Genomic DNA, 395 nt, shown 5'->3' with positions numbered 1-395 from the left:
CATCGCAAGGCGTGTTGGCCTGCCCTCTGGCTGCCTGGGTGCGCAGCCGGGCAAATATGTCCAGGGCTGCTCTCTGGTTACCCGAGCCTCCTATACACTGAAGGCACCTCCCCAGAGCCAGTTCAATGTCCTTATCATTGCAGGGAGTATTCTTGCCCTCCGGCCGCCCGGGTGCGCAGCCGGATAAAAATGTCCCAGGCCGCTCTCAGGTTGTTCGTGCCCCCCATGGACTGAAGCAGCCTGCCCAGAGCCAGTTCGATCTCCTTGTCATCGCAAGGAGTGTTCACCTGCACTTTGGCCGCCCGGGTGCGCAACCGGGTAAAGATGTCCCGGGCCGTTTTCAGGCTGTCTGTGCTCCCCATGGCCTGGAGATGTCTGCCCAGTGCCAGCCCATT

At 61.3% G+C, this 395-nt stretch carries 1 protein-coding gene; it reads right to left on the bottom strand.

Annotated elements, in window-relative coordinates:
* Positions 1 to 134: 134 nt before the first annotated feature.
* Positions 135 to 395: hypothetical protein (locus E1189_RS22195; RefSeq protein ID WP_196220832.1), on the bottom strand; the 261-nt coding region annotated here is incomplete at its 5' end.

This window comes from Parendozoicomonas verongulae (assembly GCF_009711465.1).
In the GTDB taxonomy this organism is placed as follows: Bacteria; Pseudomonadota; Gammaproteobacteria; order Pseudomonadales; family Endozoicomonadaceae; genus Sansalvadorimonas; species Sansalvadorimonas verongulae.
Note: the sequence above shows the minus strand (reverse complement) of the source record. Positions and strands in the feature narration are given on the sequence as shown.